Source organism: Mucilaginibacter xinganensis, assembly GCF_002257585.1.
Lineage (GTDB): Bacteria > Bacteroidota > Bacteroidia > Sphingobacteriales > Sphingobacteriaceae > Mucilaginibacter > Mucilaginibacter xinganensis.
In genome coordinates, this window is the sequence record NZ_CP022743.1 from 2,121,255 (window position 1) to 2,144,917 (window position 23,663).

Sequence of the window (23,663 nt, forward strand, 5' to 3'; positions counted from 1 at the left end):
TTATAAAAAAGTTTAAAGCTATACCAGCCTAAACATTTCGTTCTTTATACTTAACAATGAAGCTGACTATTAATGCCTTTGTTTCAACAAAGCCCATTTTTAATATTCCAAACATTGTAAAGTTCAGGTATTTTCTAAGTACCCAATAACCATAAATTACACCGGCTAAAAAAGTAAATATTGATGCAAGTGCAACACCATAAAGGTTATGAAATATAAAAATACCTGCAAAGTCGCCGGCAACATTTACAACCAGCATAATTATAACCTTCGTCATGTTTATATGAGGCTTATTTAGCATGTCAAGTGTTATCCCAAAAAAACGGTCAACGGGCATTAAAATGGCAAAGCACATAAAAATACGGAAAACGTTTGATGCATAAGTATGAACATACTGATGGCCGCCTAACAAGTCAATTACGAGATCAGCAAAAATGAAGGATCCCAGGGTAAGAGGTATGATAAGGATGGTTAAGATTCCCGCATATTTTTTAAGAATATAAGTAAGCTGTTTTTTGTCGTCCTGGTTAACAGCTGCTGACATGGCCGGCAGGGCTGTTCCCACAAAGCTTCTGAGCGGAATTTCAATAACTTCCATAAGCCGCTGCGGAAGGTAATATATGCCAACCACGGTGGGGTCAATAAACATAAAATTGATGATATAGGTATCCGAGCTTCTGAGCAGATAAGAACTTACGGATGTGCCCACACTATATTTCCCAAAGTTAGCCAATTGCTTAACGCATTCTTTGGTTTTATACCGAATTGAACCCATTTTAGCCCATCCTCGCAAAATTGCAAAAAGACTGGTGATCATTGCGGTTGAGCAATAAGCTATTATAATTATAGGGAATGTGGTTTTGTGGATTATAATTAAGAAAAGAATTAATACTAAATAACATCCCTGCCACAATAGCTGTAAAATAAAAATCCGATCGAAACGCTCCTCAGCCTGCAAGATCCATAAGGCGACACTGGAGGGTAGGGTGCTGAAAAAAATAATAGCAAACCATTTTATGGTGAGCTCGGTAGTTGCATAGCCATGATAAAAAATAAATGCCACCAGGCTTATAATTCCTAATATTGACGTAAGGATAAAAGCAATATACCAGGTTGAGCCGGCTACCTCCTGCGTTTTTTCTTTATCTGAGCCAGCGTAAAATTTCACGAGGGAAGTCTGCAAAAAACCGCTCCTGAATAAATTAGCGAGCGTAAATGTTGTTAAAAATATAATCCAATGGCTAAAATCGGGTTTGGTCATGTACCGTGCAAGTAAACCAACGGTAACCATGCCCACAACAGGCATAACGGCATTACTTGCTAATGAAAGCGTATGTTTATTTATTAACTTTTTTGCGAAAGACATTATATTTTTCCCCAACTTTTGGTTTCGAAGTCGTATTTTTTTATAACACGGGCAGGATTGCCCACAGCAACAGAAAATTGGGGTATATCTTTTGTTACTACACTGCCGGCTCCTATAACGGCGTGTTTGCCAATGGTTACACCGGCGGTTATTACACAGTTAGCACCAATCCACACATCATCTTCAATTATGATCTGTTTAGTTACTACTTTTTGGGTGCGGGGCGGAGTGCTAACATCTTCGTATCCATGGTTAAGGCCCGAAATAACTATGTTTTGAGCAAGCATAACATAGTTGCCCAGTTTTACCGGACCAATAATTACATTACTTAATCCTATGCCCACGTTGTTTCCAATCACCACTTCACCAACACCATTATTTATAGTAGCAAAATCTTCAACTATACAGCTATTGCCTATTTCAAATTTACTAAACGGGAAAAGGTCCATCCGGCTATTAAACCTGATAACGGTATTTTTTCCTCTTTTGTGAACAAACGGATTTACCAATAACCTCACCCATAATCTCGGCCTTGCCTGGCCCGGCGGAATTATAAGCCAGTGTGCAATTTTTTTTAATTTAGGATTTGATTTAATAGTTGACAGTAATGACATTACTTTTTAATTATTTCAGCATATAAATTAATCCTTAAACGCTGCTGAACCGCATTTTTTTGCTTATCCAGGCGCATGGTAACGTTGATAATAGCCATTGCTAAATAAAACAAAATATTTGTGGGGTATTGTACGAAGGCTTGCTGCGGATAGTTACCTATATCCAGTGTAAAGATGATTAATACCATTGCCATACAATAAGTTTTTAGCTCAGGGTCCTTTATGATGTAGTAATAATAAATTCCCCTTTGTAATACAACAAAGTTAAATACACAAAAAAGCAATAGTCCAACCCAACCCATTTCAACAGCTACCCTTACGTACCCGCTATCCGGCGGGAATTTTGCAAGATAAGAGTTTGGTGCAAACCGCTGGCCCCAAACGCCTACCGAGCCAAGGCCGCCGCCTATTGGGTGTGATAAAATATAAGGCTTAATGCGCCGTTGGTTTTCTGCACGCACATTAAAAGATGCGTCTTTTGATGGATTAAAGGCAGTTTGGAACCTAACCAGGCTGGCATTAGAAGTTGGAACTTTAATTAAAAATGCTAAAATGAAGCCGGCGCCGATTACGAATACTAAAATCTTTTTATTAAACTTTAATATGGCCAGCATACCTACCGCCGCAGGGATTAAAACGTAAGAGGCCCTGGTTCCTGAATAAAGCATTACCGTTAGGTAAAAGCACATTAAACCTACCAGTATTGCCTTTTTATAAGTACGAATATTGGTAAATAATAACGAGAGGCAGAGTAATGATGCGGCTACCATGTTGTATGCAAATACCACAGGATCAGAAAAAATGCCGAATTTACGCATATGCCCATTGATAAAAAGTAAACTTACCCGTAAAGGATCAGCGTTTAGCCACCTGGTTTCAAACGGGAAGAAGCCAATGTTTTCCTGTTGAAATGCAGACAATGCCCCAATAAACTCAAGGATCAATAACAATTTAAAGAGCGTTTTGATATAGTCTTTTGAGCGGATCTGGAAAACAAAAACATAATACAGCAGCATTAATACAGCAACGGTGCGTACTGTGAAAACCCAGGCCAAAACAGAGGCCGCTGCAGGATTAATTACCTCGAACAGGTTATAAATTAACCAGGCTAATATAAAATAGCTGATGGGGTCCTTAAAATAGTCCCATCTTTTTTCATTTTTTTGTTTTACAAAAAATCCAAGGATAAGAATGCCCGTTAACGCATCCATCACTACGCCTAAGGGAATGTCATCAGGAAGGGGCCTCGAAAGGAAATTTATAAAAAAAGATGTTGTTATAAATAGTATTATTCCGAGTTTGGGGTATGAAACTGCTGCATATACAAGTGGGATGCCCACAATTAAAATGAGCATCAGTATGCCGATAACCATACCCTGCTTTGCTATAAGATAACTTGCAGCAAGCGAGCTTAGCAGCAGAAATATAAGAACAACAGGACGGGAAAATTTATATATAATTATATTTTCCCAAACTGTTTTTTTAGGCGCACTATTTCTGATCTGGTCATTTGACATTTATAAAAAGTAATATTAAAGAAACAGAATTTTTATGGCCCAAAAAAAAATGCTTATAAACGCAACTGTAACCGCTGTGTAATAGCATTTTCGATGCAGAGGGGATAAATCTTTTATCGGATCGTGTGCTATTTGTTTTGGCTCAAGTTCCATAGTTTAAGATTTTAGTAATAATTCAAAATGAGCTTATTTAGCTATTGAGGATTAATTTTTGCTCTTTTTTGACGCTTCAATAATTGCGGCCTTATTTAAAATCCACCCTCCGAATTTATTATTCATAGCCGTTAAGTAGTCAACGTACTGTTTTTGCGAGTTTTTAATAGTTTGGTTAGCCTCAAATACAGCTATCGTTTTATTTGCAAATAACGACCATTCTTTAGCTTTGTTCAAAGCATCAAGCGGTGGAAGATCTATCAAAATTATATCATACCTTGATCTTAACTGGTCAAATTCGTATTGAATTTGTCTTTCATCATTAATTTCAAGCAAAGTAATATCATTTCCGCGGTTACCTAAAATACTTAACTTATTCTCATCTCTTTCAATGTATGAACTGGTTCGGAAATAATCCTCGACAAATAATTTTGGTTGAAAATTCCGGGTTATTGACGGGTTATCAAAGTTGCCATCTATTAATAAAACTTTTTTATTGATGGATGTGTAGGCATAAGCAAGGCTGGCTGTTATAAGGGTTTTTCCCTCACCTGCACACAAGCTTGTTATCGCTATAACTTTCTCTCCTTTTAATTCCTGATCAATTTCAAACCTTACAGATCGCAGCAACTCTTTAAACTGCAGCATTTTATTGCGATTTTCAACTTCCCAAAGTTTAGTCAGGTCCGGCTTAGGACCTTTTATTACATTTAATGAGCCCAGTAACGGTAATTGTGTGCGGGCTACCAGGTTTGCAGGTTCTCTTACGCTATCATCAAGGTAAAACAAGATAAACAATGTCATTAAACATAAAAACATGCTAACCATTGCGCTAAGCGCAATAAGCAGCATTTTTTTTGACGGCTGTGCAATATCGGGTGTTGCAGGTTCAACCTGCATTAATCTGATTGAAAACTTTGATTGAAGGTTGGTAGCATTGTACCTGTTTAATACATCAAGATATTCCTTGCTTGCAATATCAATATCAAATTCAAACCTTTTTACTGTGGCATCCAACGGTACCAGCTTTTCAAATTTTGCATTAAGATCATTTAATTCCCGGTTGATGGATTTTTCGCTGTACTTCGCCAAGTCCCTTGATACTTCTAAGGTTTGTGCCTGCAACACAAGATTGTCTTTACCAACTCTTGGATCAAGGATATATTTATCAGAAGTACTGTGCAACCTGCTTACCAATTCATTCTGTAACGAATCAACGACAGGTTTAAATTTGGGGTTAAAGCCGCTATGAACATAGTCGTCGTTCGCCGCAACAAGCTGCTGATTTGTTGTTGCTATTTCCGTATTGTTTTGATTTACAGATGATTCTATGTATTTTCTACTCTTAGGGTCGAATTTCGAAAACACATTTTGCAGTGCACCTTCGTTAGCTGCAAGGTTTCTTTGGTTCTCCAGTTTTTTGTCAGTATAAGCTAATATCTGTGCAAATATTGTTTTGGACTGATCCTCCAAATTCAAAATACCATTTTTTATTTTGTATTGCTGCAGCTCGTCTTTTTTCTGATTTAGCGAGTTTCTCTTCTCATCCAAAAGGGTCGATAAGAAATCAACTGCGTTTGATTCATTCTTTTTTATGTTTACAGAATAATACTCAATAAATTCCTTAGCAAGTATATTCACAACAAATGCCGACAGCTGGGGGTTCTCTGATGTGAAGGTTATGGATATAAAGTCACTTTCCTCTTCACGCGCTATATCAAGGTATTTTCTTAACGAACGCTCATCGTAATGCATAGAAATGAGCAGTTGGTTTAGCCCGTTTTCATCTTTATTGTATAAAGATAAGGGCTCACCATTTACCAGTTTTGCCCTGTAAACCCCAAGTGCGTGCTGCACGGCTGCGGGACTAAGGTTTTTAAAGTCGTGATTGAGTGTTCTGAAAGGAGATTTGCTGCTTAAATCGTGAATAATCAGTTGGTACGATACCTGGTCAATCAGCTTTTTTAATTTGATGATTTCCATCAAATTACTGAACTCCCTGTTTATCTGGTCTGATTGCGCGTTAGGGCCGTTGTCTTTATCCAGCAAATGTGTTGATGCATCAACTATCCCGGTGGCTATTTGCGTACGGGAAACGTATTCATCAGGAAGATTTTTGACATAAAAATAGGATGCTACCATTGCTGCTATAACAATTGCAGCTATCACATATTTATATTTATTTAAAAGTTTAAAATACCCGGATATTTCCATCAATCTATTTAATACTCTCCAATTTGTCCCCTATAAGCTCCTCAAGGTTAGTTTTAGCAGTGAAAACATTCAGCTCTGCTTGTATCCTAAATGAGTTTTGATTGTAAAGATTGTTTAACGACTCGTTATAAGTTATAAATGGTGTTTCGCCTTTTTCAAAAGTGTATTTCAGGTTTTTCGTAGCAGTTTCAGCATTTGTTACAGCGGTAACCTTATTTCTAAGATCGGCCTGGGCTGCTAAATAAGCGAAATATGAACGCTTTATCTGCGCTTCAAGCGTCAGCGAGTATTCTTCCTGTTGAAATTCTGCAATTTTAACAGCCTCGCGTGCATTATGAATTGTGTACGGCCTTTCAAAAAGCGAACCTAAACTTACAGAAGCTACCAGTTGATAACCTTTGAAAATAGTTGGCTGGGTTATATTGATTGATGATTGCGGACTATAAATGTATGATGCGCTGAAAGCTTCGAGCCAGCTAAAACTAGCCTGATGAAAAGTGCTCCTGGCAATTTCAACCTGCTTTTGTTTTACCTTAATTTCCGGATAGTTTTTCTTTGCCGCAGCAATTAACTTTTCGAGATAAGGGTAGGATAGGTCTTTAAAAAGGCTCTCCTGAGCGTATAAATTACTGGCCGAAATTGAAATAAGTAGAGAGAGGCAAATAATCTTTAATTTGTTATTCATTTTATTTACACTTTTTCTTTCTGAAAAACTGCCGGTACCGTTCTTATAAGGATTTTCCAATCGAGCCAAAAAGAATAGTTTTGAGCGTAAAAGTTATCTAATTTCTTTCGTTCACGTTCAGACATATCTGCTTTTCCACGCTTGGTTATTTGCCACAAACCGGTTAAACCGGCAGGCCCCAAAAAACGCATTGACCACTCGTTTGATGTAAGCATTTCTGCTTCATAAACGGGTAATGGCCGGTTACCAACTAATGACATATCCCCCAATAAAATGTTAAACAGTTGAGGTAATTCATCGAGGCTCGAATTTCGTAAAAATTTGCCGAGTTTGGTAACCCGAGGATCGTCTTTAATTTTAACAAATGCAGCTTTTGTGCCTCCATCCTCATTTGCGTACTGATTTTGTGTTGATAACTCAATTAATAACTTATCTGCATCGGTACGCATCGACCTGAATTTATAAAAATCAAATACTTTATAACCTGTGCCTACGCGTTTGCTTTTGTAAATAACCGGGCCTTTTGAGCCCAATTTAATGGCAATAACAACAATAAGCATAATGGGCGACAACCCCAGGATCATACAGCCCGAAATAAAGAGATCCATAAATCGCTTCCCAACCGGCATCCTGTAAGTAGTGTCAACATCCTGAGAGATATCAACCAGTTTGGGTTTTATTAATTTAAACTTCACCAAAAAATTCAGCCGCTCGCGCAAATCCGACATGGAAAAGGGGTAAATGTAAAAATCATGCACTTTGAGTTGCATAGCTTTTAATTTTAACGACTTATCATTGTTGGTTGACATTAACACAATGATTATTCCGTTAAAAAGAGGGTTTGATTTTATTTGCTTTACAAAATCAAAGCATGCTCCATTTTCGTCAACCTCCAATAAAATTATTTCAGGCAGCGTTAAAATGGATTGGTTACCCAAATACTCTTCAAGTTTTTGAAGGTTATCGTTGTAAGTAATTTGGAAATATGAGTTGAGCTCAGCTGCCACCAAATCCTTCAAAGCTAAACCAGCATATGCTATTTGGGTATGTGAGCCTGCGTTCTCATTCCACTCAGTTGCTATGTGATTCGTCATAAATACTTAATACTTGATTGATGGCTGATTTTAAAGAAGTAGGATTAAACGGTTTCGGCATATAAGCATCTACCTGGAAAGGCATTTTACTAACCTGGAGATCTAAATCATGAGCTGCAGACAGCATTATTATCGGAATGTCACGAAAAAGGCCGCTGATTTTAACGTTTTTGATAAATGATTGTCCGTCGAAATAGGGCATCTGTAAATCTGAGATAATTAATTCAGGTATATTTCCATCTTCAAGCCATGAGAATGCATCTATTCCATTATTCCTGACAACTATTTCATAGTCTTTTGAGAGAATAAAGTTTAGGAGCTTTAAAATACTTAAGTCATCATCAACAATCAGTATTCTTTTTTTCATGTGCTATTCTGATACTATAAAATTACCCTGATTACGTATTTCCAAGTGAAAAGGTTTGAAAAATTGAGTATTTGATTCATTATTTATTGACGGATGCCATTAAATCCGCACAGGTATCTTCAAAAAGTTTTAATTTCTATTAATACTTTATAAAAATAATCAATTGCAAATAAATTCGAGTGATTATTAAAAGTTTTTTAAACTATACATTATGAGACAGATATCTTTAATTTTATTTTTTTATGGACGAAAGCCATGTTTGAAATTGAAGAATTCAGGATTATTAACTGTCTCCGCGTCCCAAAACGTAATTTTATCTGCCAACGTATTGCCTGCAACGCTGGCAACATACTGATCGTTTAAATTAAAGCTGCTGATGAGGCAGTCTTTTTCTGAAGCTATTACACCTTCGTGCACATCGTATGTTCCGTCAAGGGAAGGTAATAGCCGAAGGTCGCAGTCCAGCCCTTGTGCAGTAGCCTTTGTAATAGCTTCCTTACGCGTCCACATTGTGAAGAAACGGCTTGCCGGTTCGGCTTTATTTATATCATTAATTTCGTCTACACTAAAATTATCAGCCAAGACCTCATTAAAGCCAAACGATTGATTTATGAACTCAATGTCCGCCCCGATTGCTGAATCAGAAACAGCCAGCAATATCGCGTCGGCAGAGTGTGACATATTATATTCTAACTTCAAAGGGGGTATATTTTTCACCTGGGGTTTGTTATTCTTTCCGGCCGAAAATTGAATAGCTGCCGGCATTAGGTTTAAGTATTTCCCCAAAATCATCCTTAATATAATCCGGCTGATAATATATCTGTTACGATCTTTTAATTGATAAAATCGGTTAGCTCTCAACACTTCATCAGGGGAAATAATTGAAAAAAAGTCGGCCATTAAATGCAGGTTTGCGCTAACCCCAATTTTCCAAACGTCAATATCGGCATTAATCTTAAAGTTACATCCGCTGTAATTAAGCCAGGTTATATCCTTTAAATACCGATTGGTGATTTTAATTGCCCCCATTTTTGTTAAACGATGGGCAATTTACCTTTTTACAGCATCATCCAAACATTTTTGCAACACCTTTGCAAATACCTTATCATTTGGTGATTTAAATATGGTATTGTGTTCACCCGGAATTTTGTGAATATTAACACCTTTTAAGGCATACGGCTTCCATCCGAGGTATTCAAAATCATCCATATAAAAAGTTTTGTTTTCAGCACGGAAAACGTCCACTGCAATATTATAAGGTGTTAATTGGTAACGTTTTTCAGCGAAGTTATTCATTTCATCTATTTTGTTTGAATAACCAAAAAAACCTTCCTGGTTTTGCTCCTTGCCATATCTTAATTTCCAATAAGCACGTATCAGCCGCCGTTTTATCGATGTCCGCTTATCGTTTACAGTATCTTTTAGGCCATTTTTAGAAGTAATGGCATATTTTATTTTATCCTTAAAAAAGCGGCCCCTTTTTAAAACTTTTGTAATGGGGGCATCATAGTGCGGTGTTCGGTATGCATAAGTATCAAACATAGCCAGCATTTTAACTTCTTTACCCAATGCCTCCAATTGTTTCGCCATTTCGAAGGCAATTATACCACCGAACGAGTAACCAGCCAATGCATAAGGTCCTGCCGGGTTTTGCTGCAGAATTGAGTTTATGTAGTGTTCGGCTATTTCTTCAATGCTGGTTAGTGGTTCTTCCACACCGTCAAGCCCTTTTGCCTGTAATCCGAAAACCGGTTGCTCAGGCGACATATTCATGGCCAGGGTATTAAACAATAATATATTTAAACCAGCTCCGTGAACCATATATAATGGCATTTTGCTTCCTTTGGGTTTTATGGGTACCAGTGAATCCCAGGTTATTGATTTGCCGTCCATTTGGAGCAATAATGCCAGTTTTTCAACAGTGGAGGTTTCAAATAACGCGGCTAACGGCAAACGTTTTCCTGTTTCCTTTTCAATGCGCGTCATTACCTGTACAGCAATAAGCGAGTGGCCGCCCAATTCAAAAAAATTATCATAGACGCCAATTTTCTCAACTCCAAGGTATTCCGCCCAAATGTCAGCAACCATTTTTTCGATGTCAGTACGTGGCGGAACATATCCATGGCCGGCATCCACGTTGGATACACCGTACTTCGCTAACGCTTTTTTATCTACTTTCCCGTTAGGTGTTAACGGCATTTCCGGAATGATGATAAAATTGTCCGGTACCATATAGTCCGGAACAGCATTTTTTAATGACTCCTTCCAGGCTTGTATCTGTGCTGATTCGCTTAACATTACATTGGTGCTTTTAACAACAACAAATGCTACCAGTTTGTCAATTCCAAAATTATCCGGGCGCGAAATAACTACCGCTTCTTTAATATTCGTCCCGTTTACAAGCTGGTACTCAATTTCGCCGGTTTCAATACGATATCCCCTTATTTTTACCTGAGCATCAACACGGCCCAGGCACTCAATTTCACCATTCGGCATAAATCTCCCCAAATCGCCGGTGTTGTACATTTTTGCGCCTGGTATTTTTGGTACAATACTGCCAATTGAGTGCCTGGCCGTGTTGTGCTCAGGTAAAAATAAGGGATATCGTATTGAAACCGGCGAAATTGAGTACCAGCTTGTAAACGGACGAATTAAAGAAGCGGTAGTTATTCGCCCCGGATAATTTTGGAATTGACAAACTGGTACATTTGTTGTTAAAAGCACAATTAATGTAAGCGAATCACACAGATACAGCTGGAAGATCATTAAAAAATGCTGTTCGGACTATGGTACCGGACAATTTTATCATCATTCCGAAATGCCGTAACACTAACGGGAAAGAAAAAAAAAGCGTTACGAAGACGGTGTATCCAACGTGGATGCCGGCATGGATATGTTCCGCCAGTACTGACATCGAAAAAATGGTTGCTGACATTTGGGCGGAATACCTTGGAGTTGAGAAATTGGCGTCTATGATAATTTTTTGAATTGGGCGGCCACTCGCTTATTGCTGTACAGGTAATGACGCGCATTGAAAAGGAAACAGGAAAACGTTTGCCGTTAGCCGCGTTATTTGAAACCTCCACTGTTGAAAAACTGCATTATTGCTCCAAAATGGACGGCAAATCAATAACCTGGGATTCACTGGTACCCATAAAACCCAAAGGAAGCAAAATGCCATTATATATGGTTCACGGAGCTGGTTTAAATATATTATTGTTTAATACCTGGCCATGAATATGTCGCCTGAGCAACCGGTTTTCGGATTACAGGCAAAAGGGCTTGACGGTGTGGAAGAACCACTAACCAGCATTGAAGAAATAGCCGAACACTACATAAACTCAATTCTGCAGCAAAAACCCGGCAGGACCTTATGCATTGGCTGGTTACTCGTTCGGTGGTATAATTGCCTTCGAAATGGCGAAACAATTGGAGGCATTGGGTAAAGAAGTTAAAATGCTGGCTATGTTTGATACTTATGCATACCGAACACCGCACTATGATGCCCCCATTACAAAAGTTTTAAAAAAGGGGCCGCTTTTTTAAGGATAAAATAAAATATGCCATTACTTCTAAAAATGGCCTAAAGATACTGTAAACGATAAGCGGACATCGATAAAACGGCGGCTGATACGTGCTTATTGGAAATTAGATATGGCAAGGAGCAAAACCAGGAAGGTTTTTTTGGTTATTCAAACAAAATAGATGAAATGAATAACTTCGCTGAAAAACGTTACCAATTAACACCTTATAATATTGCAGTGGACGTTTTCCGTGCTGAAAACAAAACTTTTTATATGGATGATTTTGAATACCTCGGATGGAAGCCGTATGCCTTAAAAGGTGTTAATATTCACAAAATTCCGGGTGAACACAATACCATATTTAAATCACCAAATGATAAGGTATTTGCAAAGGTGTTGCAAAAATGTTTGGATGATGCTGTAAAAAGGTAAATTGCCCATCGTTTAACAAAAATGGGGGCAATTAAAATCACCAATCGGTATTTAAGGATATAACCTGGCTTAATTACAGCGGATGTAACTTTAGATTAATGCCGATATTGACGTTTGGAAAATTGGGGTTAGCGCAAACCTGCATTTAATGGCCGACTTTTTTTCAATTATTTCCCTGATGAAGTGTTGAGAGCTAACCGATTTTATCAATTAAAAGATCGTAACAGATATATTATCAGCCGGATTATATTAAGGATGATTTTGGGGAAATACTTAAACCTAATGCCGGCAGCTATTCAATTTTCGGCCGGAAAGAATAACAAACCCCAGGTGAAAAATATACCCCCTTTGAAGTTAGAATATAATATGTCACACTCTGCCGACGCGATATTGCTGGCTGTTTCTGATTCAGCAATCGGGGCGGACATTGAGTTCATAAATCAATCGTTTGGCTTTAATGAGGTCTTGGTGATAATTTTAGTGTAGACGAAATTAATGATATAAATAAAGCCGAACCGGCAAGCCGTTTCTTCACAATGTGGACGCGTAAGGAAGCTATTACAAAGGCTACTGCACAAGGGCTGGACTGCGACCTTCGGCTATTACCTTCCCTTGACGGAACATACGATGTGCACGAAGGTGTAATAGCTTCAGAAAAGACTGCCTCATCAGCAGCTTTAATTTAAACGATCAGTATGTTGCCAGCGTTGCAGGCAATACGTTGGCAGATAAAATTACGTTTTGGGACGCGGAGACAGTTAATAATCCTGAATTCTTCAATTTCAAACATGGCTTTCGTCCATAAAAAATAAAATTAAAGATATCTGTCTCATAATGTATAGTTTAAAAAACTTTTAATAATCACTCGAATTTATTTGCAATTGATTATTTTTATAAAGTATTAATAGAAATTAAACTTTTTGAAGATACCTGTGCGGATTTAATGGCATCCGTCAATAAATAATGAATCAAATACTCAATTTTTCAAACCTTTTCACTTGGAAATACGTAATCAGGGTAATTTATAGTATCAGAATAGCACATGAAAAAAAAGAATACTGATTGTTGATGATGACTTAAGTATTTTAAAGCTCCTAAACTTTATTCTCTCAAAAGACTATGAAATAGTTGTCAGGAATAATGGAATAGATGCATTCTCATGGCTTGAAGATGGAAATATACCTGAATTAATTATCTCAGATTTACAGATGCCCTATTTCGACGGACAATCATTTATCAAAAACGTTAAAATCAGCGGCCTTTTTCGTGACATTCCGATAATAATGCTGTCTGCAGCTCATGATTTAGATCTCCAGGTTAGTAAAATGCCTTTCCAGGTAGATGCTTATATGCCGAAACCGTTTAATCCTACTTCTTTAAATCAGCCATCAATCAAGTATTAAGTATTTATGACGAATCACATAGCAACTGAGTGGAATGAGAACGCAGGCTCACATACCCAAATAGCATATGCTGGTTTAGCTTTGAAGGATTTGGTGGCAGCTGAGCTCAACTCATATTTCCAAATTACTTACAACGATAACCTTCAAAAACTTGAAGAGTATTTGGGTAACCAATCCATTTTAACGCTGCCTGAAATAATTTTATTGGAGGTTGACGAAAATGGAGCATGCTTTGATTTTGTAAAGCAAATAAAATCAAACCCTCTTTTTAACGGAATAATCATTGTGTTAATGTCAACCAACAATGATAAGTCGTTAAAATTAAAAGCTATGCAACTCAAAGTGCATGATTTTTACATTTACCCCTTTTCCATGTCGGATTTGCGCGAGCGGCTGAATTTTTTGGTGAAGTTTAAATTAATAAAACCCAAACTGGTTGATATCTCTCAGGATGTTGACACTACTTACAGGATGCCGGTTGGGAAGCGATTTATGGATCTCTTTATTTCGGGCTGTATGATCCTGGGGTTGTCGCCCATTATGCTTATTGTTGTTATTGCCATTAAATTGGGCTCAAAAGGCCCGGTTATTTACAAAAGCAAACGCGTAGGCACAGGTTATAAAGTATTTGATTTTTATAAATTCAGGTCGATGCGTTACCGATGCAGATAAGTTATTAATTGAGTTATCAACACAAAATCAGTACGCAAATGAGGATGGAGGCACAAAAGCTGCATTTGTTAAAATTAAAGACGATCCTCGGGTTACCAAACTCGGCAAATTTTTACGAAATTCGAGCCTCGATGAATTACCTCAAAGTTTAACTTTTATGTGGGGATATTCATAGTTGGTAAGGCTTCCCGTTTATCAGCAGAGCTTACACAAACGAGTGGCTAATGCGTTTTTTGCCTGCGGTAACCGGTATTGCAGCAAATAACCAGGTTAAAAGCAGGCTAAGTGAACGCAAGAAATTACCGATAACTTTTACGCTCAAAACTATTCTTTTTGGCCATGGATAATCCTTATAAGAACGGCTGCGGCAAGTTTTTTGAAAGAAAAATTAAATAAAATAATAACACTAAAAATTTGCCTCTCTCTCTTTTTCAACGGCCGATAATTTCTACGCTCAGGAGAGCCTTTTTAAAGACCTTCACGCCCTTATCTTAAAGTATTGCTGCGGCAAAGAATACTATCCGGAAATTAAGTAAAACAAAAGCAGGTAAATTGCCAGGGTGTTTTCAAGGCTAGTTTTAGCTGGCAAGCTTTCAGCCCATACATTTAAGTCCGCAACATCCGCAATATAACAGCCAACATTTTCAAAGTTATCAACTGTAGCTTCTGTAATTTTACGGTATCAGTTTTTGCTGACCATGTTATCAAACTCAAAGGCTTACTGCTACCGCTCTGCACCGGAACGTTTGCAAACTCCTCTAAAATAATATGCACGTTAGTTCCGCCAACACCAAAGGAGCTTACCCCTGCACGCCGTTGATCTGCTGAGTCCCAGTCTTTAAGTGTTTTGTTTATATAAAAGGGACTTTCAGTTAAATCAATATTGGGGTTAAGAGTTTTGAAAAATAAGGTGGGTGGTAGTAATTTGTGATGTAACGAAAGCACAGTTTTTATTAAACCCGCAACACCTGAGGCTGCCGTCAAATGCCCTATATTACTTTTTACAGAGCCGACAGCACAATATTGTTTTTGTTCCTGAATGCCAAATGCCAGGTTAAGTCCTTCAATTTCAATAGGGTCGCCTAAGGGAGTTGCTGTACCATGCGCCTCTACATAGCTGATGGTTGCCGGGTCTATAGCTGCATCGTTTATAGCCATAGCAATGGCACCTGCCTGGCCGTGTGCGCTGGGTGCCCCAAAGCTTCCTTTGTCCGCACCATCATTATTTATTCCAACGCCTTTTATAATGGCGTAAATCATGTCACCATCACGCTCTGCATCCTCCCGGCTTTTTAAAAGCACAACACCGGCGCCATCACTAAACACTGTTCCGGTTGCCTCTGCGTCAAACGGCCTGCAATGCCCATCTTTGCTCATAATTGAGCCTTCCTCGTAAAGGTGGCCGCTTTTTATTGGGGATGTAATGCAGGCTGCGCCGGCAAGGGCAATATCACACTGGCCATCCCTTATACTGTTAACTGCCTGTGCAATAGCTAATAAAGACGTTGAGCATGCTGAATGCACAGCTACAGCAGGGCCTTTCAGATCAAGCTGGTAAGCGGTCCTGGTTGCTACGTAATCTTTTTCATTTAGCGTGCGGACATTAAAATGCCCGTATTGATCAACCTTAGCGGGGTGTGGGTGTCCAGTACACCTTATCGGGTAACAGTACCCATTAAAATGCTGACTAATGCCACAGCTTATATTGTTGGGTATTGGTCATAATTTGCGCCTTATGGGCACTGCTGGTAATTAATACTGGTGGCTTTTAACATGGCTTTCACCGTAATTATTATGCGCCAATATAATTTTGCCGCCCAGTTGAAAAGCGAGTTGCCGCCCAGTTGAAAAAAGTTATCGTCAATACCAATTTTATCCAGCAGTAAAAGCTCCATCCAAATACCAGTGATATTTTTTTCGATAGGCGTAACAGGGGCTTTGTACAGCACGTTTAATTCCGGCCTTTTAAGGTCGGGTTTAGGCAAAGCTTTTCTGTCAACCTTGCCGCTTGTGGTTTTGGGTAATTCACTGAGCCATACATAAGCCGAAGGGTGCATAAAGTCAGGCAGGCTTTGTTCAATGCTCTTGCGCACGTAATCGGTATCGGGCTTACCGGTTTTAGAAACCATGTAAGCAACAAGTCTTTTTTGACCAATTACATCCTCACGGGCCACAACTATAGCCTGTTGGATATCGTTAAGCTGGTTAATAAGCACTTCAATTTCGCCCAGTTCGACGCGATTTCCACGGATTTTTACCTGGGTATCCCTGCGGCCCAAATAGTCAATATTGCCGTCCGGCATGTAACGTGCCAGGTCGCCCGTGCGGTAAATGCGGGTGGTTTTACCTGCGGAATCTTCCCGGTAAATAAACTTTTCGGCAGTCATTTCGGGGCGGTTAAGGTAACCGTCAGCCAGGCTCAAGCCGCTTACGCAAAGTTCGCCGGTCTCTCCATAAGGAAGTTGGTTTAATTCTTCATCAAGAATTAAAATCTTAGTTTCATCAATGGGGATTCCTATTGAAGGCAGCGGAGGCCATAATGTGGCATCTCCATCCAGCTTAAGCTGGGTTACTACGTGCGTTTCAGTTGGGCCGTATTGGTTGTATAAAACACATCCGGGCAAGGCTGAAAAGAAACGAACGATCTGTGGGGTGATCTTGAGTTGCTCACCAGCCGTCATCACTTCTTTTAAGCAAGCAGGGAAATATTTCTCCGCATCGGCAGCCTCGGTTAAATATTGAAGTACTACAAAAGGTAAAAAGATCCGGTTAACGGAGTATTGCTCAATGTATCGCAGCAACCTGTATGGATCAACCCTTAAATCGTCGTCAACCAAAATCAATGTGCCACCAGTGGTAAGGGTAGCAAAAATTTCCTGGAAGGAAACGTCAAAACTTAGTGGCGCGAACTGTAAAGTATTAACTCCCCCAGCTGATATAGAATTCTTTTGCTGCCACGACAGCAGGTTTGCCAATGCGGCGTGACCCATGGACACACCCTTTGGCGTACCTGTTGATCCTGAGGTGTATAATACATAACATGCCGATTTGCTTTCAGGCAACGGCATTGCTGATGGCTTGTAATCGCTGTCTGAGTTTAATATATTGATCCCTAAAGGTTCAAATAAATGTCTTTGCGCAGCTACTGTTAAACACAGATCAATACCTGAGTCGTTCACAATTTGTTGTAAGCGGTCTTGCGGATAATCAGGGTCGAGTGGTAAATATGCTTTACCTGATTTTAATATTGCCAAAACACTCACAATAGTTTCAACCGAGCGGAATGTGCTCACACCCGCGTTTAACGAAACGGGGGAGCTAGCCAAAATGGCGTAAGCTAACGCGTCGGCTTTTTGGCCCAATTGACTGTAGGTTAATGACTGTGCGCCAAAGATAACAGCTACCGCATCAGGCGTTTTATTTTTTTGTAATTCAAAAAGTTGGTGAATCAGCAAATCGTTCATATCTACGCTGTGTGCTTCGGTTAGGGGAGCCATAAGCTAATTTGTTTTAAATCATCAATAGCAAGTTTACCGGTTTAAGTTAAAACTGAATATCAGGTTATTATATTCCTGTTGTTGTTAAAAATGATTTGCATCAAACTTTAATCCTTCAATCTGTACTTAAATCGTTATTATATTAAGTAAATTTATATAAAGCGGGACAACTAAATATACTTAAAAATAATTGTTCTTTTTATACGTTACAATGCTTATTTTGGTTATAGTGTATAAAGTATTAAAATAGCTATAATTAGGTTGGTGCCCTAAACATTTTAATAAAAATACCGTTACTTAAGGCTTAGGTAGCTAATAAATGTTTTCAATATCTTTGCCCGCAATGGTTAAAAAATATCTTTTACTTTCCCTCTTTTTTTTGTTTTTCGGTTTAACGGCAAAGGCCAATTTTGTTTATGATTCAACCTGTATTGATGCATACAAAGCTATATTAAGTTTAAGAATAAATGAAGCCAGGCAGTTAATTAATAAAGAAAAGCAGGCTAATCCGCAAAACGGAATAATTGTTTTGCTGGAGAATTATATAGACTATTTCAGCTTGCTGGCGTCTGAAAATAAAAATGATTATAACAGGTTAAAGGAAAATAAATCGATCAGGCTAGCGGCGTTGGCTGATAATGACAGCAATTCGCCATATTACCTTTTTTCGCAAGCCGAAATTTGTTTACAATGGTCGTTTTTAAAGGCGAAATTTGGTGATTATATGGCATCCGGATCGGACGCAAAAAAAGCAAATGGGTTGTTAAAAGATAACAATCAAAAATATCCTGATTTTTTACCTAATCAAAAAAGCCTTGCCCTTGTAAATATTATTTTCGGCTCCATACCGGCTAACTTTAAATGGATAGCCGGATTTTTGGGTATGAAGGGCAATGTTCAATCCGGGATAAAACAATTGGAGGAGTTGAAAGCTAAGTTGCCAAAGTCAAATTACAGTTTTTATGATGATGAAGTGATTTGGTTTTTATGTATTACAGATATTAACGTACTGCACAGCAAAAATACTTATAACAAACTAATGACCTACATATCCGCAATGGATGGCAATAGTATGCTTAAGGTTTACCTGGAGGGCTATGTTTCATCAAAAACAGCGCATAATGACGAAACAATAAAGTATTTGGAAAACGCGCCTAAATCAACTCAATACCTAAATATACCTGCTATGAGTTACATGCTTGGGGTTGCAAAACTTAGCCGCATGGATAAAGACACTCCTTTGTTTTTATCACGTTATGTAAATGAGTATAGGGGCACAAATTATGTAAAGGATGCCTATTTAAAGCTCGCTTATCATTATTTGCTGCAAAACGATTTAGAAAAATACGAGGATTATTTAAAGCTTGTTCGAAGCCGGGGTTACGCCGTTGATGCTAAAGATAAAATTGCACTGCGGGAGGCCAACGAGCCCAAACCTGATATAGATCTATTGAAAGCCCGCCTTTATTTCGATGGTGGCTACTACAGCAAAGCTCTGGCTCAAATTTCGAATAAGGATGTAAATAGCCTGAAGCAAACCCGCGATAAAATTCAGTATTATTATTACACCGCCAGGATCAACGATAAGATCAATAAGAATTATGAAGCAGTGTTAAACTATCAGAAAACTATCGCGCTGGGTAAGGAAACCAGCTACTATTACGCTGCAAATTCTGCACTTATGATTGGTAATATTTATGAAGAAATTAAAGATTATAAAAAAGCTGCCATTTATTATAACCAGGCAATTGATATGAAAAATCATGATTATCAAACCGATATTGATAATGATGCCAAAGCTGGTTTGAAAAGAATAGGTCAGTAGGTTAATGTGGGGCTTGTACGGTTTTTGCTTGTTAGCTGCTAAGTATAGCGCTTGATTATTAGCTACTTGCAATTTGTTTAAAATAGAAGTATCTGATAATCAGTGTGTTTCATAGCGTTCCACCGCGTTCCGCTGAAAAATGGAACGCTTTGCCGGCGTAAATAAATAAACTTGCGCTTCGCCTCATCTAAAGTTACGGCTGCAAGCGTTTAGAGAAAGGTTTGAAATAGGGGTGAATGTTTGCCTGTGTCGAACTCACATTAAATTTTGGGGCTCCTTTGTAAACCGAACCAAGTTTTTCATACTTTTCAGGTGGTGCGCATTTACATTTTGCTTTAGCGCTTCAAAATCAAAATCATGATTAGTTCCGCAATCTAACAAACTCATGTTTGCTGAAGGTTTAGTGCTTTCATAATATTCAATTACCGTGCTTCCCCAAATTAACTGGCAATCACCCTTTATCCCTTTAACAATTTCATAGATCCCGTCTTTAAATTCAATATGCCTGATGTGCTGCGATTCAAGGTTGCCCTGCGGATAATAAAGCAGGATATTACCCGGGCTGCTCAAAATTTCGGCAGCATAATCCAGGCTTTCTTTTACAGAGCGGGTTCCGGGTTCTACTGAAAAGGAGCCGCAATATTTTAGCCACCAGTTTTTCTCCATCTGCTTTTTTACAGACATGGTATATAACCCTTTTAATTTTTGCTGCTTATCAAGCATTTTAAAGGCAATGTAATAGGAGAAAAAGCCATCTAAAAAGCCGAAGTGGTTGCACATGAGTACATAAGAGTGATTCGGTTTTATATCGATAGGATGGATAATCATTTTGTTAAATCGACGCCTGAAAAAAAACATCAGAAATAACGAGCCCCATTTTATGAATGTAAAAGGAAGTGGTTTGGCTTTTATTATCATGTCAACAGCCCGTTTAACTGTGTTACAAAATCCCTTTTAATCATTTCATGTCCCTCATTTAACACAACTACTTTTGCATTTTTTAGTTTGGCAATAAATTCCCTGCCGATGCCCGGCGGGAAAGCTTTGTCGCGTTTGCCAAATATAAAGATGCATTTTATGTTTTGGTCATTTAACGCTTTCAGCAACCGTGATTCATCCGTTTCAAAAAAGCGCAGATAGGTAAAGCAGGCATAAAAATTAAACCTTAGTTCGGCAGTGCCAATTTCGCCATATAAAATTTTATAAGCTTCAGCATCAATCAGCCTGAACCGTTTAAATAACTTTAGCATCTTGATCAGCGTAGTTTCGTTAAGCACCAGTTTCTCAAGGATTTTATTCCCGGTTTTATTTTTGCTGAAAAACGGGATCAGTTTGCCCGGGTTTAATGACGAGGGTGCCGCAATAATAAATTCATCAATTAAATGGCCAAGTTCTTCGGCAACTACTGTTGCATAATGTGTTCCCATTGAATAGCCGATCACAGAAAAACGTTTAATGTTTTCGTGTTTGCAAAAGGCAAGAATAAAATCGGCAAACTCCTTCTTGGTGATGCCTTTTTTTACAGCAGGAAGGCTTTGATCTTTTAACTTAGTTTCCTTGTGGAAAAACAGGTCGAAGCCTATGAAAGTGTATTTGACGCCTAAATTAGATTCCAGTAGTTTAAATTGCTTACCATGCATACCATAACCATGAAAACTTAGCATAACCTGTTCGCCACTACCGAATTTATAATAGTGCAGGTTCGCCAGGTCATTTTCAAAATAATGGTCAGTCATCAGGTTAATTACAGGATTTCAATAAAGGCAATAGCCCAGGCATAATCGCCGTCATGCGAGATGGATAGTGCAATATCAAAGTTAGCAGATTCGCGGTGAATTTTAACCAGCGGCCTTCCCACCGGCTTATTTCGAAGAATCTCGATTTTTTTTGGACCTAATGCTGAAGGATCAATTTGTTTTATGGCTTTGTAAACCGCTTCCTTTGCTGCCCAGGTGGAGGCGTAACGTAATAACGAATTTTCAAACTGATCGCAATAAGCCATCTCGTTTGCCGTGTAAACTTTGTTTTTGAAAGATTCAGTGAATGATTTTTCAAAGTCCGGAACAAACACAATATCGTTTCCTGCCGAAAATTTTTGAGCAGGGATCAGTTCTTCCAGCGACTTTTTAATTTCCTTCTCCATCCACACCAAGTCCCATAATATTAAAGCCACCATCAACAAAATGAATATTACCGGTTACTCTTTTTGAAAGATCAGAGAAGTAATATAATGCGGCATCTCCTACATCGCCCGAATCAATATTACCAAGCGGCGCGGTAAATTTCCCCATTTTGCGCAGCTTGCGTACGCCGAAAATTCCACCGGAAGAAGTTGTCATCACCAATCCTGCTGAAATAGCATTTACCCTTACGCCCGTACCCCTGAAGTGGCTGGCGAGGTAGATCATAATATTTTCTAAGGCCGCTTTACAAATCGCCATCCCGGCATAACCAGGGAACACCCTTTGCGATGCATTGTAGGTAAGCGTCAAAATAGACGCATTTTTTGTCAACAATGGTTGTGCTACCCTGCAAACCCTAAGCAATGAGTAAGCACTGATATTCATTGCGTCCATCAGATCATCAAAAGGAATGTCGATGTAAGAGGGAGGGGGTGCGTCGCTGCCGGGGATGCTGTAACACATAACCGACTGCGTGCCAAAGGCTACGCCATGCAAAACATAATCTATTGGGCCTGCAGTATCATAAACCATACGCATAAATGCACTGATCTCTTCCTCCAGCCTCACATCAACTTCTGCCGACAATTTTGGATCCATGCCGTTTTGTTCCATCAGGTACAAAACCTCATTCTTTGTGTCAGCAACATAGCTTAATGCCACTTTACAGCCTGAGCGATGTAATTTAACCGCTACATCATAAGCAATGGAACTCTCGTTCCTTACACCGAATATTACCGCAACTTTATTTGTATTGTCAATCATTTATATATCCCTTGAAACAGCTAACGCACTGTTCGTTCCACCAAATCCATAATTTAAACAAACAATCTGGTTAATTTCTTTTGCAACGGTTTCCGGCGAGATCAGGTGTCTGTAAGCTGCCGCAGGTTTGTCTGAGCCTTCCCAGCCATCCTTCTTTTGAAAGTTTTCCAATTCAGGATTTAATTCGTCAGAATTTATGCAAGGCAGTACTTTTTGATTTTTTAGCATTAATAATGATGCGATGAATTCAACGGATCCGGCTGCCCCAAGCATATGGCCGAATTGAGATTTTGGTGCAGAAATATGATAGCCTTCTTCGCCGATGGTATCAACAACGCTTATCAGTTCTAAAATATCGCCCACCGGTGTTGCGGTACCATGAACTTTAACAACATCCGGCTTAATATTTCCGCCTGCCATTAATCCCTTCCATAGTCTTTTCTGCCCATCGTACGAAGGGTAGAACATATTACCGTCACCATCGGAATTGTTGAAATATTCGTCAATAACACCAAGAATGTTTGCTCCGCGTGCTTTGGCCATTTCATATTCTTCCAGCGCCACAATGCCTGCCCCAAATGAGCAAACAAAGCCGTTTCTTTTTAAATCGAAAGGGCGTGAGCTTTGTTCAGGTGCAAACCCTTTGCTTAATACCTGCATGGCGTCAAAGCCAATAAAAGTTTCAAGCGCCGTACCTTCAACACCTCCCGTAACGGCGCGATCCTGCAATCCAAATTTTATTAACCGGTAAGCATAACCGATGTTGCCAAGACCGGTAGCGCAGGCTGATATAATGGATTCGCAAACACCTTTATTGCGGATGAGGCAGGATACGTTTGCAGCCTCCCGGTATGACATGGCCCTGTCAACAGTGTGTGAACCGGCCATCCGGGTTTTTTTGCCCAACTCATAAAATGCATGCCATGCGTGCCGCGAAATCACGTTGCCGCCGCCGCCTGATGCTATTACCACACCAGTTTGCTCTGATTCAACTTCGGATTTTGACCACCCGGCCATTTTAATGGATTCCTGTGCGCCTAACATCGCCCATACACAGCCCAGATCGGCTGTGGCAAGATTGAGATCCGGAATCCTGCCAAGCAGGTCAACATAAGTTTCCGGATATTCAGTCTCCGGTACGGGGTGAATAGCTTCAAGGTTCATTTCGGGTTCGGTAATATAACCGGCCACCATTGAACGGATCTGCTTATCATACGCCATTGCTTTGGGCCAATTGCGGATCAGGCTTTCGCCGGCAAATAACTTTTTATCAAAATCATCCAGGTCTGTACAGGTTGGAAAAGCCCCGCCCATGCCAACAACTGCTACTTTTCTGCCTGCTACAATCATAAACT

The 23,663-nt window shown here is 39.1% G+C and carries 26 protein-coding genes and 1 pseudogene; 11 read left to right on the forward strand and 16 right to left on the reverse strand.

What is annotated here, in order from left to right; translation table 11 throughout:
* Window positions 1-28 precede the first annotated feature (28 nt).
* The 9 genes from MuYL_RS09180 to MuYL_RS09220 all read right to left on the reverse strand — a co-directional run bounded on the left by MuYL_RS09180 (window position 29) and on the right by MuYL_RS09220 (window position 10,536).
* Window positions 29-1,366, reverse strand: a complete 1,338-nt coding sequence (locus MuYL_RS09180) for a lipopolysaccharide biosynthesis protein (RefSeq protein WP_094570275.1) — start codon at window positions 1,364-1,366, stop codon at window positions 29-31.
* Entirely contained in the window at window positions 1,366-1,980 is a 615-nt protein-coding gene (locus MuYL_RS09185; RefSeq protein WP_094570276.1) for an acyltransferase, read from the reverse strand. Before MuYL_RS09185 ends, MuYL_RS09180 begins: the two co-directional genes overlap by 1 nt.
* Window positions 1,980-3,497, reverse strand: coding sequence for an O-antigen ligase family protein (locus MuYL_RS09190; RefSeq protein ID WP_094570277.1), 1,518 nt, complete (start codon window positions 3,495-3,497; stop codon window positions 1,980-1,982). The genes MuYL_RS09185 and MuYL_RS09190 overlap by 1 nt, the downstream gene beginning before the upstream one ends.
* A gap of 204 nt (window positions 3,498-3,701) precedes the next feature.
* Window positions 3,702-5,864, reverse strand: coding sequence for a GumC family protein (locus MuYL_RS09195; protein ID WP_094570278.1), 2,163 nt, complete (start codon window positions 5,862-5,864; stop codon window positions 3,702-3,704).
* Between the two features lie 4 nt (window positions 5,865-5,868).
* Window positions 5,869-6,549: a TolC family protein gene (locus tag MuYL_RS09200; protein ID WP_157740717.1), complete on the reverse strand. Its 681-nt coding sequence runs from the start codon at window positions 6,547-6,549 to the stop codon at window positions 5,869-5,871.
* A 5-nt stretch (window positions 6,550-6,554) separates the two neighbouring features.
* Window positions 6,555-7,643, reverse strand: coding sequence for a sugar transferase (locus MuYL_RS09205; protein ID WP_094570280.1), 1,089 nt, complete (start codon window positions 7,641-7,643; stop codon window positions 6,555-6,557).
* A complete protein-coding gene (locus tag MuYL_RS09210; RefSeq protein ID WP_094570281.1) occupies window positions 7,621-8,010 on the reverse strand; it encodes a response regulator in 390 nt (129 codons plus the stop codon). Before MuYL_RS09210 ends, MuYL_RS09205 begins: the two co-directional genes overlap by 23 nt.
* Window positions 8,011-8,250: 240 nt before the next feature.
* Window positions 8,251-9,039, reverse strand: a complete 789-nt coding sequence (locus MuYL_RS09215; RefSeq protein WP_094570282.1) for a 4'-phosphopantetheinyl transferase family protein — start codon at window positions 9,037-9,039, stop codon at window positions 8,251-8,253.
* A gap of 21 nt (window positions 9,040-9,060) precedes the next feature.
* Complete coding sequence (locus MuYL_RS09220; RefSeq protein ID WP_170309738.1) at window positions 9,061-10,536, reverse strand: thioesterase domain-containing protein; 1,476 nt, start codon at window positions 10,534-10,536, stop codon at window positions 9,061-9,063.
* Between MuYL_RS09220 and MuYL_RS23435 the strand changes: the two genes are divergently transcribed.
* The 10 genes and pseudogenes from MuYL_RS23435 (at window position 10,526) to MuYL_RS23625 (ending at window position 14,216) form a co-directional block, all read left to right on the forward strand.
* Window positions 10,526-10,693: a hypothetical protein gene (locus MuYL_RS23435; RefSeq protein ID WP_170309739.1), complete on the forward strand. Its 168-nt coding sequence runs from the start codon at window positions 10,526-10,528 to the stop codon at window positions 10,691-10,693. The two genes, MuYL_RS09220 and MuYL_RS23435, sit on opposite strands and share 11 nt — an antisense overlap.
* 305 nt (window positions 10,694-10,998) lie before the next feature.
* The gene (locus MuYL_RS09230) at window positions 10,999-11,247 is read left to right on the forward strand and encodes an acyl carrier protein (protein WP_094570285.1); all 249 of its coding nucleotides are present in this window, start codon (window positions 10,999-11,001) and stop codon (window positions 11,245-11,247) included.
* Window positions 11,244-11,456, forward strand: a complete 213-nt coding sequence (locus tag MuYL_RS23440; protein ID WP_170309707.1) for a thioesterase domain-containing protein — start codon at window positions 11,244-11,246, stop codon at window positions 11,454-11,456. The genes MuYL_RS09230 and MuYL_RS23440 overlap by 4 nt, the downstream gene beginning before the upstream one ends.
* Window positions 11,428-11,556 carry a hypothetical protein gene (locus MuYL_RS23845; RefSeq protein ID WP_394338990.1) on the forward strand — a complete coding sequence of 43 codons (129 nt, stop codon included), beginning with the start codon at window positions 11,428-11,430 and terminating at the stop codon, window positions 11,554-11,556. Before MuYL_RS23440 ends, MuYL_RS23845 begins: the two co-directional genes overlap by 29 nt.
* A gap of 95 nt (window positions 11,557-11,651) precedes the next feature.
* A complete protein-coding gene (locus tag MuYL_RS09240; RefSeq protein ID WP_094570287.1) occupies window positions 11,652-11,966 on the forward strand; it encodes a thioesterase domain-containing protein in 315 nt (104 codons plus the stop codon).
* Between the two features lie 183 nt (window positions 11,967-12,149).
* Window positions 12,150-12,452 (forward strand): 4'-phosphopantetheinyl transferase family protein, encoded by a 303-nt coding sequence (locus tag MuYL_RS23850; RefSeq protein WP_394338991.1) that lies wholly within the window; start codon window positions 12,150-12,152, stop codon window positions 12,450-12,452.
* A gap of 2 nt (window positions 12,453-12,454) precedes the next feature.
* Window positions 12,455-12,652: pseudogene (locus MuYL_RS09250) on the forward strand (4'-phosphopantetheinyl transferase superfamily protein); the annotation flags it as partial.
* A 417-nt stretch (window positions 12,653-13,069) separates the two neighbouring features.
* Window positions 13,070-13,369: a response regulator gene (locus MuYL_RS09255; protein ID WP_245845850.1), complete on the forward strand. Its 300-nt coding sequence runs from the start codon at window positions 13,070-13,072 to the stop codon at window positions 13,367-13,369.
* Window positions 13,370-13,375: 6 nt separating this feature from the next.
* The gene (locus MuYL_RS23740; RefSeq protein ID WP_262493678.1) at window positions 13,376-14,041 is read left to right on the forward strand and encodes a sugar transferase; all 666 of its coding nucleotides are present in this window, start codon (window positions 13,376-13,378) and stop codon (window positions 14,039-14,041) included.
* Window positions 13,998-14,216 carry a sugar transferase gene (locus tag MuYL_RS23625; protein WP_262493679.1) on the forward strand — a complete coding sequence of 73 codons (219 nt, stop codon included), beginning with the start codon at window positions 13,998-14,000 and terminating at the stop codon, window positions 14,214-14,216. Before MuYL_RS23740 ends, MuYL_RS23625 begins: the two co-directional genes overlap by 44 nt.
* Before the next feature lie 431 nt (window positions 14,217-14,647).
* Here MuYL_RS23625 and MuYL_RS09265 read toward each other — a convergent pair whose 3' ends face one another.
* Together MuYL_RS09265 and MuYL_RS09270 are read right to left on the reverse strand one after the other, a co-directional pair.
* A complete protein-coding gene (locus MuYL_RS09265; protein WP_094570291.1) occupies window positions 14,648-15,757 on the reverse strand; it encodes a beta-ketoacyl synthase N-terminal-like domain-containing protein in 1,110 nt (369 codons plus the stop codon).
* A 17-nt stretch (window positions 15,758-15,774) separates the two neighbouring features.
* Window positions 15,775-17,538: a non-ribosomal peptide synthetase gene (locus MuYL_RS09270; protein ID WP_094570292.1), complete on the reverse strand. Its 1,764-nt coding sequence runs from the start codon at window positions 17,536-17,538 to the stop codon at window positions 15,775-15,777.
* A 343-nt stretch (window positions 17,539-17,881) separates the two neighbouring features.
* Between MuYL_RS09270 and MuYL_RS09275 the strand changes: the two genes are divergently transcribed.
* Window positions 17,882-19,363 carry a tetratricopeptide repeat protein gene (locus MuYL_RS09275; protein WP_094570293.1) on the forward strand — a complete coding sequence of 494 codons (1,482 nt, stop codon included), beginning with the start codon at window positions 17,882-17,884 and terminating at the stop codon, window positions 19,361-19,363.
* A 255-nt stretch (window positions 19,364-19,618) separates the two neighbouring features.
* On the opposite strand, the gene MuYL_RS09280 is transcribed toward MuYL_RS09275, so the two are convergent.
* The 5 genes from MuYL_RS09280 to MuYL_RS09300 are packed head-to-tail and all read right to left on the reverse strand — an operon-like array spanning window position 19,619 to window position 23,658.
* On the reverse strand, window positions 19,619-20,281 hold the full coding sequence (locus MuYL_RS09280) for a 1-acyl-sn-glycerol-3-phosphate acyltransferase (protein ID WP_094570294.1): 663 nt from the start codon (window positions 20,279-20,281) through the stop codon (window positions 19,619-19,621).
* Entirely contained in the window at window positions 20,278-21,099 is an 822-nt protein-coding gene (locus MuYL_RS09285) for an alpha/beta fold hydrolase (RefSeq protein ID WP_094570295.1), read from the reverse strand. The genes MuYL_RS09280 and MuYL_RS09285 overlap by 4 nt, the downstream gene beginning before the upstream one ends.
* A gap of 8 nt (window positions 21,100-21,107) precedes the next feature.
* The gene (locus tag MuYL_RS09290; RefSeq protein ID WP_094570296.1) at window positions 21,108-21,506 is read right to left on the reverse strand and encodes a holo-ACP synthase; all 399 of its coding nucleotides are present in this window, start codon (window positions 21,504-21,506) and stop codon (window positions 21,108-21,110) included.
* Window positions 21,490-22,308, reverse strand: a complete 819-nt coding sequence (locus tag MuYL_RS09295; RefSeq protein ID WP_094570297.1) for an enoyl-ACP reductase FabI — start codon at window positions 22,306-22,308, stop codon at window positions 21,490-21,492. Before MuYL_RS09295 ends, MuYL_RS09290 begins: the two co-directional genes overlap by 17 nt.
* The gene (locus MuYL_RS09300) at window positions 22,309-23,658 is read right to left on the reverse strand and encodes a beta-ketoacyl-[acyl-carrier-protein] synthase family protein (RefSeq protein WP_094570298.1); all 1,350 of its coding nucleotides are present in this window, start codon (window positions 23,656-23,658) and stop codon (window positions 22,309-22,311) included.
* Between the last annotated feature and the right edge of the window lie 5 nt (window positions 23,659-23,663).